At 43.1% G+C, this 14,783-nt stretch carries 15 protein-coding genes and 1 pseudogene; 13 read left to right on the top strand and 3 right to left on the bottom strand.

Features of this window, described 5'->3' with window-relative positions; genetic code table 11:
- The first annotated feature begins 46 nt into the window (after nucleotides 1-46).
- The 3 genes from CRO04_RS03160 to CRO04_RS03150 are packed head-to-tail and all read left to right on the top strand — an operon-like array spanning nucleotide 47 to nucleotide 1,922.
- Entirely contained in the window at nucleotides 47-418 is a 372-nt protein-coding gene (locus CRO04_RS03160) for a GntR family transcriptional regulator (protein WP_097002781.1), read from the top strand.
- A 5-nt stretch (nucleotides 419-423) separates the two neighbouring features.
- The gene (locus CRO04_RS03155; RefSeq protein ID WP_097003088.1) at nucleotides 424-1,272 is read left to right on the top strand and encodes an ABC transporter ATP-binding protein; all 849 of its coding nucleotides are present in this window, start codon (nucleotides 424-426) and stop codon (nucleotides 1,270-1,272) included.
- A complete protein-coding gene (locus CRO04_RS03150; RefSeq protein ID WP_097002780.1) occupies nucleotides 1,269-1,922 on the top strand; it encodes an ABC-2 transporter permease in 654 nt (217 codons plus the stop codon). The genes CRO04_RS03155 and CRO04_RS03150 overlap by 4 nt, the downstream gene beginning before the upstream one ends.
- Nucleotides 1,923-2,163: 241 nt before the next feature.
- On the opposite strand, the gene CRO04_RS03145 is transcribed toward CRO04_RS03150, so the two are convergent.
- Nucleotides 2,164-3,078: an AraC family transcriptional regulator gene (locus CRO04_RS03145; protein ID WP_166432456.1), complete on the bottom strand. Its 915-nt coding sequence runs from the start codon at nucleotides 3,076-3,078 to the stop codon at nucleotides 2,164-2,166.
- Nucleotides 3,079-3,195: 117 nt separating this feature from the next.
- Here CRO04_RS03145 and CRO04_RS03140 point away from each other — a divergent pair, with 117 nt between their 5' ends.
- Entirely contained in the window at nucleotides 3,196-4,380 is a 1,185-nt protein-coding gene (locus CRO04_RS03140; RefSeq protein ID WP_097002778.1) for an MFS transporter, read from the top strand.
- On the opposite strand, the gene CRO04_RS03135 is transcribed toward CRO04_RS03140, so the two are convergent.
- The gene (locus CRO04_RS03135) at nucleotides 4,362-4,676 is read right to left on the bottom strand and encodes a GNAT family N-acetyltransferase (protein WP_097002777.1); all 315 of its coding nucleotides are present in this window, start codon (nucleotides 4,674-4,676) and stop codon (nucleotides 4,362-4,364) included. The genes CRO04_RS03140 and CRO04_RS03135 overlap by 19 nt on opposite strands.
- On the opposite strand from CRO04_RS03135, the gene CRO04_RS03130 reads away from it, so the two are divergent.
- Nucleotides 4,669-5,397, top strand: coding sequence for a PLP-dependent aminotransferase family protein (locus CRO04_RS03130; RefSeq protein WP_097002776.1), 729 nt, complete (start codon nucleotides 4,669-4,671; stop codon nucleotides 5,395-5,397). The two genes, CRO04_RS03135 and CRO04_RS03130, sit on opposite strands and share 8 nt — an antisense overlap.
- Nucleotides 5,398-5,431: 34 nt before the next feature.
- Here the strand turns inward: CRO04_RS03130 and CRO04_RS03125 are convergent, their stop codons facing one another.
- Nucleotides 5,432-6,442 carry a hypothetical protein gene (locus tag CRO04_RS03125; protein ID WP_097002775.1) on the bottom strand — a complete coding sequence of 337 codons (1,011 nt, stop codon included), beginning with the start codon at nucleotides 6,440-6,442 and terminating at the stop codon, nucleotides 5,432-5,434.
- Between the two features lie 534 nt (nucleotides 6,443-6,976).
- Between CRO04_RS03125 and CRO04_RS03120 the strand changes: the two genes are divergently transcribed.
- The 8 genes and pseudogenes from CRO04_RS03120 (at nucleotide 6,977) to CRO04_RS03085 (ending at nucleotide 14,782) form a co-directional block, all read left to right on the top strand.
- Entirely contained in the window at nucleotides 6,977-7,717 is a 741-nt protein-coding gene (locus CRO04_RS03120) for a hypothetical protein (RefSeq protein WP_097002774.1), read from the top strand.
- A 192-nt stretch (nucleotides 7,718-7,909) separates the two neighbouring features.
- Nucleotides 7,910-8,326, top strand: a complete 417-nt coding sequence (locus CRO04_RS03115; protein ID WP_097002773.1) for a YjdF family protein — start codon at nucleotides 7,910-7,912, stop codon at nucleotides 8,324-8,326.
- A gap of 101 nt (nucleotides 8,327-8,427) precedes the next feature.
- Nucleotides 8,428-9,651, top strand: a pseudogene (locus CRO04_RS03110) (endonuclease Q family protein); the annotation flags it as partial.
- Nucleotide 9,652: 1 nt separating this feature from the next.
- Entirely contained in the window at nucleotides 9,653-10,336 is a 684-nt protein-coding gene (nth, locus tag CRO04_RS03105; RefSeq protein ID WP_242974339.1) for an endonuclease III, read from the top strand.
- A 31-nt stretch (nucleotides 10,337-10,367) separates the two neighbouring features.
- Nucleotides 10,368-10,841, top strand: a complete 474-nt coding sequence (locus tag CRO04_RS03100) for an LURP-one-related/scramblase family protein (RefSeq protein ID WP_097002772.1) — start codon at nucleotides 10,368-10,370, stop codon at nucleotides 10,839-10,841.
- Nucleotides 10,842-11,102: 261 nt separating this feature from the next.
- Nucleotides 11,103-11,498, top strand: coding sequence for a ty transcription activator TEC1 (locus CRO04_RS03095; RefSeq protein WP_097002771.1), 396 nt, complete (start codon nucleotides 11,103-11,105; stop codon nucleotides 11,496-11,498).
- 13 nt (nucleotides 11,499-11,511) lie between these two features.
- A complete protein-coding gene (locus tag CRO04_RS03090) occupies nucleotides 11,512-12,558 on the top strand; it encodes an NUDIX domain-containing protein (protein ID WP_097002770.1) in 1,047 nt (348 codons plus the stop codon).
- Between the two features lie 298 nt (nucleotides 12,559-12,856).
- Nucleotides 12,857-14,782 carry an endonuclease MutS2 gene (locus CRO04_RS03085; protein ID WP_097002769.1) on the top strand — a complete coding sequence of 642 codons (1,926 nt, stop codon included), beginning with the start codon at nucleotides 12,857-12,859 and terminating at the stop codon, nucleotides 14,780-14,782.
- Nucleotide 14,783 lies beyond the last annotated feature (1 nt).

Below are 14,783 nucleotides of genomic sequence, written 5' to 3'. Positions count from 1 at the left end.
ACAACAGTTGTATACTGTTATATACTGTTTATTGAGGAGGGGTGATATGAAAATAATAATAAATAATTCATCCATGCAGCCCCTGTACGAACAGATCACGGAACAGATTAAGAGAGCAGTCATGCAGGGTACGTTAAAAGAAGGTGATAATCTACCGTCTGTCCGGACTTTGGCAAAGGAACTGCGCATCAGTGCTTTAACTGTGAAGAAATCCTATGATAACCTGGAACAGGAAGGGTTTATCGTGACGGTTCATGGAAAGGGAAGCTTTATTGCTTACGCCAGTCAGGAACTTATGCTGGAGGAAAAGAAAAAAGAGGTAGAGGCAGATATGGAAGCCGCAATACGCAAGGGCAGAAGCTGCGGTATGAAGGATGAGGAACTGACGGAGTTGTTTTATTTAATTTTGGAGGATTGATGATGTTGTTAAAATTGGAAAATATTCAGAAAACGTATGGAGATTTTACGCTGAACTGTTCTCTGGATCTTCAGCCGGGATATATTACCGGGCTGATTGGCCCGAATGGTGCGGGGAAAACCACTGTATTCAAATCGGCACTGGGTCTGATTACACTGGATGGAGGTACGGTATCCATATTTGGAAAACCAATTAACCAGCTGTCCCTCAGGGAAAGACAGGATATGGGCGTGGTTCTGGCTGATTCCGGATTCAGCGGGTATTTAACGGTACAGGATATTACAAGAATAATGAAAAGCCTGTATCAGTCATTCGATTCAGAGTGGTTTATAAATAAATGCAGAGAATCCGGTCTGCCGCTTGGTAAACGGATGAAGGAATTCTCTACTGGAATGAAAGCCAGAGTGAAGGTGCTGGCTGCCATGTCCCATAAAGCCAGGCTTCTTATTCTTGATGAGCCGACTGCCGGGCTTGATGTTCTTGCCAGAGAGGAACTGTTAGATACCATCCGGGAGTACATGGAGCCAGGAGACCGTTCCATACTGATCAGCTCCCATATATCCACGGATTTAGAGCAGCTGTGTGACGATCTTTATCTCATTAATGAGGGAGCAATTGTTCTGCACGAGGAAACCGATGCGCTTCTGGGAGGCTATGGCCTTTTAAAAGTAACACAGGAACAGTATCAGAATCTGGATAAGAAATATATTATCCGGCAAAAAAAGGACACTTTCGGCTATCGTCTCCTTACAGATAAGATCCAGTATTACCGGGATAATCAGCCGGAAATTATAATGGAAAAGGGAAGTGTTGATGAAGTGATAACAATGATGATAAGGGGGGAACGGTTATGAGAGGATTGTTAATAAAAGATATTCTGCTTATGAAAAACCAGATGCGCATTTTCCTGTTTTATATCTTTTTGTCGGTGGGAATGTTTCTGGCAGATTTTAATACGGTTTTTGTGATTAATTATGCGACTTTAATCTTTTGCATGTTTTCAATCAGTACGATTAGTTACGATGAATTTGACAATGGATATGCTTTTTTGTTTACCCTTCCTGTCACCAGGGAGCAGTATACGGCAGAGAAGTATGTATTTGGTATCCTTACGGGGGGGTTAGCCTGGCTGGTTGTGAATATAATTGCAGTTATCATGAATGTTGTAAGAGGAAGAGCAGATGCCTGGGAAATTGTAGTTACATCACTTTTGTTTCTTATTTTGTCTTTCCTGTTCCTGTCTGTAATGATTCCGGTACAGTTGAAGTTCGGCCAGGAAAAAGGAAGAACTGCTCTGTTTATAATCATTGGAGTAATCTTTGCCATCGGATTCCTTGCAGTGAGATCAGCAAAGATATTTCAGGTAGACTTATCCGCAGCAGCTAGAAGGTTAAACACGCTTCAACTGGGACCGGTGACCGCAATCCTGCTTCTGTGCGGTGTTGCAGTAATAATTGTTTCTTACCTGGTTTCTGTCAGAATTATAAGGAAAAAGCAATTCTGACAGAATCTGGATTATTCAGTCATAAAAAGGGGAAGATAAGAGGAGAAAGTACCGGAGCGTAGTTCAATGAATCTTATTCTTCTTTTTATGGCATGGATGCCGATCTTAATCGGGTCCATAGGGATTGGCTTCATATCCTATTATTTTTATAAATGGGCAAAAGGAATCCGATTAGTCAGATACCGGCTGGCAGGTGAAATCTGCTTTGTACTGGTTCTGCTGTATTTCCTGCTGTTTTTTCTCAGTTCTGTTTTCGGATATGGCCTTCACGCTGAAAGGCGGATCTGTGCTTCCTGGGAGTCGTGTGATATTCCCGTTTATACAGACGGTCAAAGTAACTGGTGCTTTCAAAACCAGTGCTTTCTGCGATATCAGTGATTGTCCGGTCTGTGTGCAGAAGAAGGTTCTTTGCCTGATTCAGCCGGTATTTATTTAAGTATTCAATGGGAGAAAGAGGGACGGAACACTGAAAGCAGCGGAGCGCTTCCCTCTTGCTGACTCCTACCGAATGCGCAATGTCTTCCAGGGTCAGTCTCTTACCATAGTTTTCTTCAATAAATGCGGTCATACGTTTAAAACGGGCCTGGGACAGGCGGTTGATTCCTGCATTTTCCATAGTGGCAAATTCCTCCCTGTGTTCAAACAGGACGGACCAGATCCGGCAGACCAGAGCATGTACCTCAAGCTCCCAGGTTGCCGTCTGGTTACTGCACAGGCGGCAGAGGTCTGAGAAAGCAGACAGTAGATGGCTCTGCCATGGACGTTTGCCTCTTAATACGATGTGGGATATGCCGGAGAAAAGGAATGGAGCTATGAATTTTTCATAGATTAAGCTTCCTTCCCCTGCAATAAATTCCGGAGCGAACAGTACATTTGGAATGATTGCGGTACCAGTTGACAGAAAACGGTGCATAACACCGGTATTAATAAAGACACCGTCACCAGGTTCCAGTATGTAATGGATATTTCCGATGGAACAATGTACGATTCCTTCGGTCACCGATACCAGTTCAAACTCCCTGTGCCAGTGCCAGTCAATGCAGCGGTTGTCAAACTTTCCCACATCTTCATAATAGTACTGAAAAGGAAAGTCTGCAAAACCATGGGAGACCAGCTCCATCATGGATTCGTCGGTCAGTATTTTAGTATTTTGCATAGAGCGTTCTCCTTTATATAATCGGCTAAATTGTATCATATGCTGGCGGTAAATTGCAAGAATTGAATTACCATCTGCGGTATAATACAATAAAATTATGTGGGGGAGGATCAATACGTGAAGGTAAGTTATAAAAATACCATCTATGCCTGCTTTTTAAGCTATATTGTTCAGGCAATTGTCAATAATTTTATTCCACTGCTGTTTCTTCATTTCCAATGGGAATATGGGATATCATTATCCAGAATTACCCTTCTGGTTACGGTGAATTTTGGGGTTCAGCTGCTGGTGGATCTTTTATCTGCCGCATTCATTGACCGGGTAGGATACCGGATTTCCATGGTTGCCGCACACCTCATGGCGGCAGCAGGTCTGATTTTATTGACGGTTCTTCCGGGGATTGTTTCTGTTTCCTGGATGGGATTACTGTTTGCTGTTGTAATTTATGCCATTGGCGGAGGTCTTTTAGAGGTTCTTGTCAGTCCCATTGTGGAAGCCTGTCCCACAGATAATAAAGAAAAAGCCATGAGTATGCTGCACTCCTTCTATTGCTGGGGGCATGTGGGTGTGGTTCTGATTTCTACTTTATTTTTCCGAATCTTTGGCATTGGTAATTGGAAGATACTGGCGCTTTTCTGGGCGGTTGTACCGGCTGTGTGCATGGTTTTATTTTTTCGTGTTCCCATTGCTTCTCTTGGAAAAGAGGAGGAGGGAATATCATTTTGCGCATTGATTGGAAAAAAGCTGTTTTGGGTCTTTATGATTCTTATGGTCTGTGCGGGCGCAAGTGAGCAGGCAGTCAGCCAGTGGGCATCGGCCTTTGCGGAAGAGGGACTGGGTGTGACAAAAACCATTGGTGATCTGGCTGGTCCTATGCTGTTTGCCATTATGATGGGGATATCCAGAGCTGTATATGGGCAGTATGGGGAAAGATGGGAACTGAAAAAGGTTATGGTGGCAAGCGGAATTCTCTGTATGGGATCTTATCTTTTAATTACCTGCTCCCCCTATCCGTTTCTGGGGCTGATTGGGTGCGGACTCTGCGGTTTTTCGGTAGGTATCATGTGGCCCGGGACATTCAGTCTGGCTGCCGCTTCGATTCGGGGCGGAGGCACAGCCATGTTCGCATTCCTGGCGCTTGCCGGTGATCTGGGATGTTCTGGAGGTCCTGCGCTGGTAGGAATTGTTTCCGGGTGGTTTGACAGCAATTTAAAAATTGGCATATTTTCTGCAATCGTATTTCCCCTTATTCTGGTAATCGTTCTTATAAGGTTTTTAGCAATTTATACTGGTAAACGATAATAGGGAATTCTTTTGCATTCCTCAAAGCCTAATTTCCCTGCAAGCTTTCTGGAACCCATATTCCCCGAGTTGCAAGACCAAACAGGTTCCAAACCATTATCCAGACAATAATCGATCAATCGGGCGCATACCCTTGCTGCAAAGCCTGAACCGCGGTAATCTGTGCTCGTCTCAATTCCTATTTCAAGTTTACGATCAATTACATAGGATGCGAAGGCGGTAGAAGCCGGGATTCTATCTTTTAATAGCAGCGTAAATCCAATTCCATGCTTTTCGAAATCACAATAGCTGTCCAAAGCATTTTATATTATTCCGAGATACCATAATCCAACCGGATATTCACTTTCGGAAAATAATAAAAATCTGATTGCGAATCTTTGCGGTCGCTATCAGATTCTAATGATTGAAGATGACTATTTAGCCGATTTGGGAATGGACAAAAGATGCCTTCCCCTGCATTATTACGATACTAACCAGCTTACAATTTACATCCGTAGTTTTTCAAAAACATTTTTACCAGGAATCCGTTTAGGTGCAATGGTTGTTCCTGATGCTCTACGTGACATGGTCGTTCAACAGAAGTATTTATCTGATATTTGTACTTCCGGGATTGCACAGGGTGCACTGAATTTTTTCCTAAAATCAGGAATGTACGATCAGCACATTCGTAAAGTGAATGCATGCTATCGACGAAAACTAGTAAAGGCAAAAGCAATCCTGTCACATGTTGATTTGGCTGGACTGACTTTTCATGTACCGAAGCAAGGGTTGTTTCTATGGATATCGATGCCTGTTGCTATCTCGGCCAATCGAATTGTAGAAAAGCTTTCTCAGAAAAATATATTAGTTTCCCAATACCTTATTTCCGAGGATGGACTTCAAGGTCTTCGTCTCTGCATTGCAGGTGTATCTGAAAAAGATTTGAATGCATTAGAAGATGTGATAGAAGTAATCAAAGAAGAGACTGATATTTTTGTTAAAAAGAACAGGAGTATTGCTCCTGATATGAAATCTTAAAGATTTCATATCTTTTTGCAACACTCCCATTTGCTTAATATACAATTTCCTCATACCCGTCTGTAGAAGGAAACGTGATTGTTACAGCCTGTCCAGGATTGTTATAATCCAGGTTTACATTCATATTAATCCTCATGGTCTCTTCCTCCTCAGTGATAATCATGGAGATCAGGAGGGATTCTTTGTAGAAATAGCCTTCCGGAGTAAATACCGCTTTACCGTTCACACCAGTGATTTTAAAATCTGAGTAGGTAAGAGAAGGCCACACTTTATCGTAGAATGTATTTAAATACTGTTCCAGGCCGCCTGCCTCTGTGGAGTAAAACAGTACGTTATTACCTGCCTTATCCTGGGCGATCTGCACGTTGTTCAGTAATTTGGCAAACTGCCCTGTAAGTCCCCCAAGGGTGAGATGCTTTGACATATCCTCGTATCCGATATTCACCTTAAACTTTTGGTTGTCTCCTGAATTGGAGTAGTAGCAGCCATTGGTATAAAAGGAACTTTCTGTTTTTTCCAGTTCCATAGCTTTAATGTTGCTGTAGGTTAAAAATTCCATATTGGGAGTATCGATATCATGGTACTTCATCTGCATATTAATATTAATCGGAAGCTGCACAGAGTTGTAATATACATCCAAATTAATATCTGCGTTTATATCCTGTCCTGGTAAAGAAGAACTTTTCTTGTCAGCCTCCTGGTAAAGAAGTTCTCCCTTTTTCTTCATCTCAAGAGCAGTTGATGGGTTAGCTGCTCTTAATCGTATGATTCCATCGTCAGTCCATGCACCGTTTTCATTCACAGTGCGTCCATCTGGAGTCTTAGCGTTCGTAACCAGAAATCCGTTATCATCAAAATAGTAATATTCTGCCATTCCGTCTTTATCAGAATCGATCCACTTCCATGCAGAAGCGGTATAGGTATGATCGTCTTCCTTCCAGCGCCAGCCCTCTGAATCCTGCTTCCAGGTTCCGGCCATAGCGGTAGACGCAATGGAGAGAGACAGAAGTGATGCAGCAGCAAATACTTTCATCAGTTTTTTCATATTTTTAATTCCTCCTGTTCAGCCATTGGTAGGGGAACTATTCATGGCCTGAAAGTATTTTACCATAACTTTCCAGTAACAACAATGTTTTTTAACTGTTCCATAAGCTCCAGATCTGAGGCTTTCAGCTTCAGGTTCGTAGTCAGTTTTTTCCCTTCCGGGGAAGTTACCTGGATGGTTAATCCTTTCTGCTAAAATTGATAGGCACATCTTAGCACAAAAGATGCAGGGAGTCAATTCAGGAAAGAGCAGTCAGAACATAGCATCAATATTGAAGCTCATTACGATTAAAATTGATGGATTTTTTCAGTAAAAAATGCAAATTTTGGAACCTAACATGTATAATTTTGTCCCATCGGTTGAGAAACTGTTGGAAACATGGTATAAGCTTAAAAGGTATAATTATCAATAATTGTAACTTTTAGCCTATATCAGCTTGTGCTGGATATGACAGATATTATATAATAAAGCCAAAGTAACATTCTCTAATCGTATACTTGCGCAGCTTTGCTTATTTAAAAGGAGAATATATTTATGACTAGTAAAGAAATCATTAAAGAGATTATCGGAACTGTTTTAAGGCCCATTGGATTTATATCCGGTGAAAACATAGATAGCTGCTGGTTTGTCAGGAAATTTAGAAACAGTAAGGGTGAAACGGCAAGGCTGGTGGTTGAGTTTTACAGCAGAACATGGGAAAAAAAGCTGTTTATGGTCATTCATTGCTATTCAGGAAGATACAGCAGCTACCGGACCAGTGATTTTGTACCGGAAAGCAGGGACGAGGGGATTGCATATTCCTCAATAAGAGAATACAGACAGGCAGTAAAAACCTATGCGGAGTTACTGAACGTATATGGTCCTGATTTTTTCAAGAAGATTGCACAGCCGCCGGTGGACAATGATTATTTCCGGGAAGAAGATGACTTCAGACTGTTTGAAAAACATGAATTGCTGGCTCAAAAGTTTGTGACAGAGCACCAGCTGGATCTGTCTCAGATGACAACGGAAGATGCAATAAAAATAATTAAAAAAATAATATTGGAAAATCAGGGAGAACCTTTTGAAAATTGCCGGGATTTGATGCTGGAATTGTCGGCGTTTTATGGCTGTGTGCTGAAAAAGAGCTATAGATGCATATGGGTGATGCATAACTGCAGAACACACTTTACTTGCACGCTGGATTCCAGATCCATACCCTCCAGATCCATACATAATGACATCCATATGGCATGGAAGAATGGTGTGGACGGGCTGGATTCCTTAATTATCTGATAGTTTTATAGAGGTCTTTTCAGCTTTTGACAGAAATGATATAATGAAAAAAGCAAAGATAAAAACACAGCTCATGACATTTGTCATGGAGATCCGGTTGGTAGTCCGGGCGGAAACGGTTTACCTCCGTTTCTAAGTAACCCTCCTCCTGGTCGTCCGTTCTTTGTCGAAACAATAAAAGGAGGAATTGTTATGGACAAGGTTTCGGTAAGATTTTCAGTATTTTTTGAGGAGCCCTTCTGGGTAGGCGTTCTGGAGCGGGAAACAGATGGGAAGCTGTCTGCAAGCAAGGTCACATTCGGCGCAGAGCCTAAGGATTATGAGGTAAATGAATTCCTCCGCAAGAATTACTACAGACTGAGGTTTAGTCCGGCTGTTGAAGCTGCTGCAAAAGTAAGCAGGAAGAATCCAAAACGGATTTTGCGGGAGGTCCGCAGGCAGATTCGAAACACAGGAATCAGCACCAAATCCCAGCAGGCGCTGAAATTGCAGCAGGAAGAAGGAAAACTGGAGCGGAAAGTTTTGTCCCGGGAAGCAAGGGAAGAGAAAGCCCAGCAAAGGTTTGAACAGAAACAGCAAAAGAAAAAGGAGAAGCACAGGGGCAGATAATGCCCCTTTCTCTTTGAAGAAAAACAGGAAGAGATTGTTAATTGCGCGGGGCAGGGCGGAAGGGTATAATTGAATTTATATTGACAAAAGCAGGTGAAAGAATGTACATAGCAGATTTACATATCCACTCCAGGTATTCCATGGCAACCAGTAAGGACTGTACACCGGAGCAGCTGGATCTCTGGGCAAGACGAAAGGGAATCGGGATTCTTGGTACCGGTGATTTTACTCACCCGGCATGGCGGGAGGAATTAAAAGAAAAACTGATTCCGGCGGATGATGGACTTTATGTGTTAAAGGCAGAGTACCGCCTGGAGGGTGAAAGTACCTCCGATTCCCTGATTCCCCGTTTTGTTGTTTCAGGAGAAATCAGTTCTATATATAAGAAGAATGAAAAGACAAGAAAAGTACACAGCCTCATTCTTCTGCCTGGACTGGAAGCGGCAGAAAAACTCTCCACGAAGCTTGAGGCAGTGGGCAATATCCGTTCAGACGGAAGGCCTATCTTAGGACTTGACTGTCACGACCTTTTGGAGATGATGCTGGAAACAGATCCCCGGGCAGTTTATATCCCCGCTCATATCTGGACACCCCATTTCTCTTTGTTTGGAGCATGTTCTGGCTTTGATACGATAGAAGAGTGTTTCGAGGATCTGACGTCTCATATACATACACTGGAAACCGGACTTTCTTCCGATCCTTCCATGATCTGGGGGATATCGGCGCTGGACCGTTTCCAGCTGATCTCCAACTCCGATGCCCATTCTCCGGCAAAGCTTGGCAGGGAAGCCAGCCTGTTAGACATTAATCTGACTTTTAACGGACTTTCTCAGGCGCTAAGTACGGGCAGAGGATTAATGGGAACCATCGAATTTTTTCCGGAAGAAGGAAAATACTTCCATGACGGTCACAGAAAATGTGGAATCTGTTTTTCGCCTTCTGAAGCAGAACAGCATTCCGGCAGGTGTCCGGCCTGTGGCAGGAAACTGACTATGGGAGTATCCCGCCGGATCAGGCAGCTTTCTGACAGGGAAGAAGGGTTTGTGCTGCCCCAGGGGAAGCCGTTTGAAAGTCTGGTACCGCTGCCAGAGGTGCTTGCAGCCTGTCTGGGATATTCTGCGGCAAGCAAAAAGGTTCAGAATCAGTATTTTGAACTTTTGCGCAGACTGGGACCGGAGTTTGATATCTTAAGAGAGGTTCCCCTGGAAGATATCAGGCAGATATCGGATCCTTTGATTGCAGAGGGTGTAAGCCGGCTTCGGGAAGGAAACGTGGAACGAATACCGGGATATGACGGGGAATATGGAAGAATTAAGCTGTTTGATAGTGATAAAAATTCCCCTGGCAAAAGATGAGGAAAGGAATACAACACAGATGACAGAAGAGAAAACAGAAGCAATTCTTAAAAAGCTGGATGAAGTGTACGGTGTGACAAAAGAAGGTTTCTATCATGATCAGCCATGGCAGCTGCTGGCAGCGATTATGCTCAGTGCGCAGAGTACAGATAAACAGGTGGAAGAATCATTGCCTGACTTTTGCAGACAATTTCAGACTGCAGCCCAGCTGGCAGAAGCACCATTGGAAGTGATTGAAGCATCTATTCGTTCCATAGGTCTTTATAAGAATAAAGCAAAGAATTTAAAGAAATGCTGTACTCAGATTGTAAATGAATATGGCGGTGAGGTTCCGGCAGAAATAGAGGAACTGTTAAAGCTGGCTGGAGTGGGGAGGAAGACAGCCACCCTGTTTCTCGCCGATGCGTATAATATTCCGGGAGTTACGGTAGATACCCATGTATTCAGGATATCCAGACGGCTTGGCTGGGCAGAAGGAAAGAATCCTGTGAAAGTGGAACAGGAGCTTCAGAACGTTTTACCAGAGGAACATTGGAACCGGATTAACTTTCAGCTGATCTATCATGGAAGAGAGATCTGCACAGCCAGGAAGGCTAAGTGCGGGGAATGTGTGCTGGCGGATTGGTGCGAGAGAAAGCTGCAGGAGGTTAATTAGTTACCGACAACGCATAAAAGGAGACGAAACAATGAAATTAATGTTTAAGCAACGCTTTTTTTCCTGGTTTGACAGTTATGACATATATAATGAAGAAGGCGGCTGCGTTTTCACAGTCAAAGGCAAACCTGCGTGGGGACATAAGCTGGAAATCTATGATAAAAACGGCGGTCATCTGGCTACTTTAAAAGAGCAGATATTTACGTTTCTTCCCCGGTTTTATATTATTATTAATGGTGAGACTGTGGGGACAATAACAAAGGAGTTTACTTTTTTCAGGCCCTCATTTAACATCGACTGTAATGGCTGGGAAGTAAAAGGCGATTTTTTTGAGTGGGATTATTCTATATATTCCAGGGATGGTCGTGTTGTGGCGCAGATAGAAAAACAGCTGTTCCGTTTTACGGACACGTATATCATTGATGTGGAGGATGAGAGGGAGGCTCTGTTATCCTTAATGGTGGTTCTTGCCATTGATGCTGTTAAATGCAGTCAGGATAAATAATAAAAAAATATCATGCACCGCTCCGCCCATTCATTCAATCAGGCGGAGCGGTGCCTTATTTTTATGTAATAGTATAAATCTGCATATAATTCTTTCCCGCTTCACAGTGACATGAAAAGAACTTCTTTAGGATAAATTTAAGAAATTGTAATAAATCAATGGATGCCAATCTGGAAATTATATGGTAATATAATATAGGACTACGCTGCCTTAAACGCAGCTTTTTTCATGAAACAATCGGATTTAAGTATGGAGGCCCAGATGAAGCAAAGGAAATTTCACTTACACTTAACATTGTTCGGAACATTGGTATTGGTACTGGTACTTGTTCTGCTGTTTCAGACCTTAAAAGGGAAAGCAGAGCCTATTTTCGATGACAATACCACAACCACATATTATGCAAAAACCGTCCTTGGTACAGCACCAGATTTGCAGGCAGATCGGTATTTTAATAAGGAGAACTACGATCTTTCCGGCTTCACATTTGATTTCAGCCAGTGTGACTGGAATAAAGCGGGTACATACCGGGTTCCGGTTATCTATGATGGAAAGAAAACCAATTGTGCAGTGCAGGTGGAGGTGCGGGCCTCATCGGAAGATATAACGGAGACGGTTTCTGATATTAACGAGAACGCAGTTTTAAAAGAGAAGAAGTAAGGAGGAAACGGATATGGCGCATCAGAACTTAACTACCCTTTGCTACATTGAAAATGAGGGGCGCTATCTCATGCTTCACCGGATTAAAAAGAAAAATGATATCAATCAGGACAAGTGGGTGGGAGTCGGCGGTCATCTGGAAGAAGGGGAGAGCCCGGAAGAATGCCTTTTAAGAGAAGTGAAAGAGGAGACCGGACTGACTCTGTTATCTTATAAACTAAGGGGATTCATAACCTTTGTGTCGAACCAGTATCCTGATGAATATATGTTTTTATATACAGCGGACAGCTATGAAGGCTCACTGACAGATTGCCAGGAGGGAGTGCTTGAATGGGTGCCGGTTGAAAAGATCCACAGTCTTCCCATATGGGAAGGGGATCGTATTTTTTTTGAACTTTTAATGGATCAGATTCCCTTTTTCTCTCTGAAACTGCAGTATCACAAAGAGGAATTAAAGGCGGCTTTCTTAAACGGAACACCGCTGGAACTTTTGGAAGAACGGGATATCACTGGGCAGACCACCGGGACGGTTCGGGCCCGCTTTATGATGCACCGGGCTGGAATGCTTCATGGAACTTCTCATGTATGGGTAGTAAGACCTAATGATAAAAGCGGATTTGATCTGCTTTTACAGAAACGAAGTGAAGGCAAGGATGCTTATCCCGGATGCTACGACATCTCTTCTGCAGGACATATTCCGGCAGGAGACGATTTTCTTATATCGGCTGTCAGGGAGCTGTCGGAAGAACTGGGGATTGATGCCTTACCGGAGGAACTTGCTTATGTAGGTCTTCACGAGGAACAGGAGGAAGCTGAATTTTACGGCAGACCGTTTCGTAATCACGAAGTCAGCCATGTTTATGTATATCAAAAACCGGTGGATGAAAGTCAGCTTGTGCTTCAGAAAGAGGAAGTGGAATCCGTACTCTGGATGGATTATGAGGAATGTTTAAGACAGATGAGAGACGGAACTCTGGTTCACTGTTTAAATGAAAAAGAGCTTCACATGCTTGCGCAGTGGTATCAGAAAAAGGGATTGACCGGACAAGCTGAATTGTGATATAGTAGAAGAATCAAAGAAAGCAGGAAGTGTGTTTATGTTAATTGTGTCCTATCATGGAGCGTAAATCAGAATCATAATGTGAACAGGAGAATCAACGGAAGGAAGGCAGTTTTTTGCACTCCTTAGTTTGTGTACCTGTTTAGCCCATGAAGATACAAAACTGACTGACAGGATTTTAGACCTGTAAGACGAGGATTTGTAGTCTTACAGGTCTTTTTTGTGTATCAAAACAGGCCTGGCTGATTGCTCCATGAATCTTTTAGCAGCTTAAAAAAGATGAAACAGGGAGAATGACATGAATCACACATTTCAGATATTAGAATTTAACCGTATTTTAGAAAGATTAGAAGAACTGGCTCTTACAGATGGTGCGAAAGAACGAATCAGGAAATTAACTCCACAACTGAACGAAGCCCTGGTAAGGAAAAATCTTCGGGACACGACTCAGGCGAGAATGATCCTGGACCGTATGGGGCAGCCTCCGGCAGTTGCTATGAACGGCCTTTTGGCAATTTTCAAATCAGTTACACAGGAAAGTCTTTTGATGCCGGAGGAACTGGAATTCATCGGAACGATGTTAACAGGAGTAAAACGGTACAAGGATTTCTTAAACCGATGCAAATATTTAGAATTGAGTCTGGCCTATTATGAAGAGAATTTAAATCCGTTAGAGGATCTTGCAAAGGAATTGTATGAAAGTATCAGGAACAAGCGGGTGGATGACTCAGCGAGCAGATATTTAAGAAGCATTCGCCAGGACATCGTCCGAATGGAAGAGAAGCTGAGAACAAAGGCTGAGACTATGCTTCGGGGCAATAAAAAGTATTTTTCTGATTCCTATATAACGATCAGGAATGGTAAGGTATGCCTGCCGGTGAAAAAGGAGTATAAACCGTCGGTGCCTGGAAGCGTTATTGACCAGTCCGCTACCGGCTCAACCTTATTTATTGAACCATCTGCCATTGCAGTGTTAAATGGTGAACTGGAGAATTTAAGAATCGAAGAGGAGAATGAAACCAGGAGAATTCTCTATACTCTTACAGCTCTGGTAGAAGATCAGCTTCCGGTTCTTACAGAGAACATGCAGGTCTTAGAGAAACTGGATTTCCTCTTTGCAAAAGCTAAATTAAGTGCAGATATGAACGGAGTGGAGCCGGAGCTCCATTCAGAACGGATGATACGGATCGTGGAAGGGCGCCATCCGTTTATGAACCCGGATCAGGTGGTCCCTTTAAACTTTGAATTGGGGAAAAATGGAAGAGGAATTGTCATAACAGGTCCCAACACAGGAGGTAAGACCGTTTCCATAAAGACGGTGGGACTGTTTTCCATCATGGCCCAGTGCGGACTTCATATACCATGCAAAGAAGGAGAATTAAGCCTGTTTAACCAGGTTCTCTGCGACATCGGAGATGGTCAGAATATAACGGAAAACTTATCCACATTTTCCTCCCACATTGTAAATGTGCTGGATATTCTTGAAAAGGCGGACAGGGAAAGCCTTGTAATACTGGATGAACTGGGATCCGGAACCGATCCGGCAGAAGGCATGGGAATTGCGATTGCCATACTGGAAGAGTTAAGAAGGTGCGGCTGCTTATTCCTTGCAACCACCCACTATCCCGAAGTAAAAACCTACGCAAAAGAAGCGGAGGGAATCACCAATGCACGTATGGCGTTTGACCGGGAATCCTTAAGACCTTTATACAGACTGGAGATCGGAGAGGCAGGAGAGAGCTGCGCATTATATATAGCCGGAAGGCTGGGAATGCCGGAGCACATGATAAAACGTGCGGAGCGGTATGCCTATGGGATACAAAAGACGGAACCGGAGCCGGAAAGAAAACGGGAAGCCCATAAAAGATCCGGCGGTCCCAGAATTGAAAATATAAAGAAGATATCAGATAATCAGATCGCCATGCAGACGAAATTTACCATTGGTGACAGTGTGCTTGTTTTACCTGACAAAAAAGTCGGAATTGTCTGCACACCTGCCAATGATAAGGGAGTGGTCCGGGTTCAGATGCCGGATAAGAAGATCTGGATTAACCACAAGCGGATTAAGCTGTTAGTAGCAGCAAAAGAACTTTATCCGGAAGATTATGATTTTTCCATTCTGTTTGATACTGTGGAAAACAGAAAAGCCAGACACAAAATGGAAAAGGGATATCAGGAAGGTCTGGAGATCCGCAGTGCCAGGGATGAGACCCTCCCAAAATAGA

This window comes from Lacrimispora amygdalina (assembly GCF_900205965.1).
Lineage (GTDB): Bacteria > Bacillota > Clostridia > Lachnospirales > Lachnospiraceae > Lacrimispora > Lacrimispora amygdalina_A.
Note: the sequence above shows the minus strand (reverse complement) of the source record. Positions and strands in the feature narration are given on the sequence as shown.

Excerpts from the sequence above, each read along its gene's own strand:
- CRO04_RS03090 (WP_097002770.1), top strand. The coding sequence starts at position 11,512 with ATGGCGCATCAGAACTTAACTACCCTTTGCTACATTGAAAATGAGGGG.
- CRO04_RS03095 (WP_097002771.1), top strand. The coding sequence starts at position 11,103 with ATGAAGCAAAGGAAATTTCACTTACACTTAACATTGTTCGGAACATTG.
- CRO04_RS03100 (WP_097002772.1), top strand. The coding sequence starts at position 10,368 with ATGAAATTAATGTTTAAGCAACGCTTTTTTTCCTGGTTTGACAGTTAT.
- CRO04_RS03085 (WP_097002769.1), top strand. The coding sequence starts at position 12,857 with ATGAATCACACATTTCAGATATTAGAATTTAACCGTATTTTAGAAAGA.
- CRO04_RS03115 (WP_097002773.1), top strand. The coding sequence starts at position 7,910 with ATGGACAAGGTTTCGGTAAGATTTTCAGTATTTTTTGAGGAGCCCTTC.
- CRO04_RS03125 (WP_097002775.1), bottom strand. The coding sequence starts at position 6,442 with ATGAAAAAACTGATGAAAGTATTTGCTGCTGCATCACTTCTGTCTCTC.
- CRO04_RS03150 (WP_097002780.1), top strand. The coding sequence starts at position 1,269 with ATGAGAGGATTGTTAATAAAAGATATTCTGCTTATGAAAAACCAGATG.
- CRO04_RS03145 (WP_166432456.1), bottom strand. The coding sequence starts at position 3,078 with ATGCAAAATACTAAAATACTGACCGACGAATCCATGATGGAGCTGGTC.
- CRO04_RS03120 (WP_097002774.1), top strand. The coding sequence starts at position 6,977 with ATGACTAGTAAAGAAATCATTAAAGAGATTATCGGAACTGTTTTAAGG.
- CRO04_RS03160 (WP_097002781.1), top strand. The coding sequence starts at position 47 with ATGAAAATAATAATAAATAATTCATCCATGCAGCCCCTGTACGAACAG.